The 938-nt window shown below is 64.7% G+C and carries 1 rRNA gene and 1 pseudogene; one reads left to right on the top strand and one right to left on the bottom strand.

Annotation, left to right across the window (positions count from 1 at the left end):
* Window positions 1-135: 135 nt before the first annotated feature.
* A 5S ribosomal RNA gene (gene rrf / locus IE257_RS37735) occupies window positions 136-252 on the top strand.
* Window positions 253-312: 60 nt separating this feature from the next.
* On the opposite strand, the pseudogene IE257_RS39075 reads toward rrf, so the two are convergent.
* Window positions 313-938, bottom strand: a pseudogene (locus IE257_RS39075) (hypothetical protein); the annotation flags it as partial.

Genomic DNA, 938 nt, shown 5'->3' with positions numbered 1-938 from the left:
TGGTACTAATAGGCCGAGGGCTTGTCCTCAGTTGCTCGCGTCCACTGTGTTAGTTCTGAAGCAACGAACAGTTGCTGGTTTCTAGAGCTAGAACATAACTACAAAGTGTGCTTGTTCGCTCGAAACCGATAGGGTTTCGGTGGTCATAGCGTTAGGGAAACGCCCGGTTACATTCCGAACCCGGAAGCTAAGCCTTTCAGCGCCGATGGTACTGCAGGGGGGACCCTGTGGGAGAGTAGGACGCCGCCGAACAATCTTTCAAAGGACCCTTGGTCCAGCGTTCAACGCTGGACCAAGGGTCCTTTTTTATTTTCACCTCTTTACGCCGAAGCGCGGCCATGGGTTGGTTGCGCGAGAATGACTAGCGGTACCCCGAAGACAGGAGTCACACCCATGTCCAACTCTCCCGACGATCGTCCGGAGCGCGAGCCTCGGCGCAACGACGGCGGTGACAGGGGCGGCTACCGCGGGGGCCGTGACGACCGTGGCGGCGACCGTCCTCCGTTCCGTCGTGACGACCGTGGTGGTCGCCCGGCCGGCGGTGCCGGTGGCGGCGGCTTCCGCCGCGATGACCGCGGTGGTCGTCCCTCCGGTGGCGGTAGCGCCGGCGGCGGTTTCCGTCGTGATGACCGTGGCGGGGACCGTCCGTCCTACCCGCGTCGTGATGATGACCGTGGTGGTCGTCCCTCCAGCGGTGGTGGCGGCGGTTTCCGTCGTGACGACCGTGGCGGCGACCGTCCGAGCTTCCCGCGTCGTGATGACCGTGGTGGCGACCGTCCCTCGTACCCCCGTCGTGATGACGACCGTGGTGGTCGTCCCTCCAGCGGTGGTGGCGGCGGTTTCCGTCGTGACGACCGCGGTGGCGACCGTCCGTCCTACCCGCGTCGTGATGACCGTGGCGGGGACCGTCCCTCGTACCCCCGTCGTGATGACGACCG

The sequence above is a fragment of the Streptomyces avidinii genome (assembly GCF_014650695.1).
Classification (GTDB): Bacteria; Actinomycetota; Actinomycetes; order Streptomycetales; family Streptomycetaceae; genus Streptomyces; species Streptomyces avidinii.
Note: the sequence above shows the minus strand (reverse complement) of the source record. Positions and strands in the feature narration are given on the sequence as shown.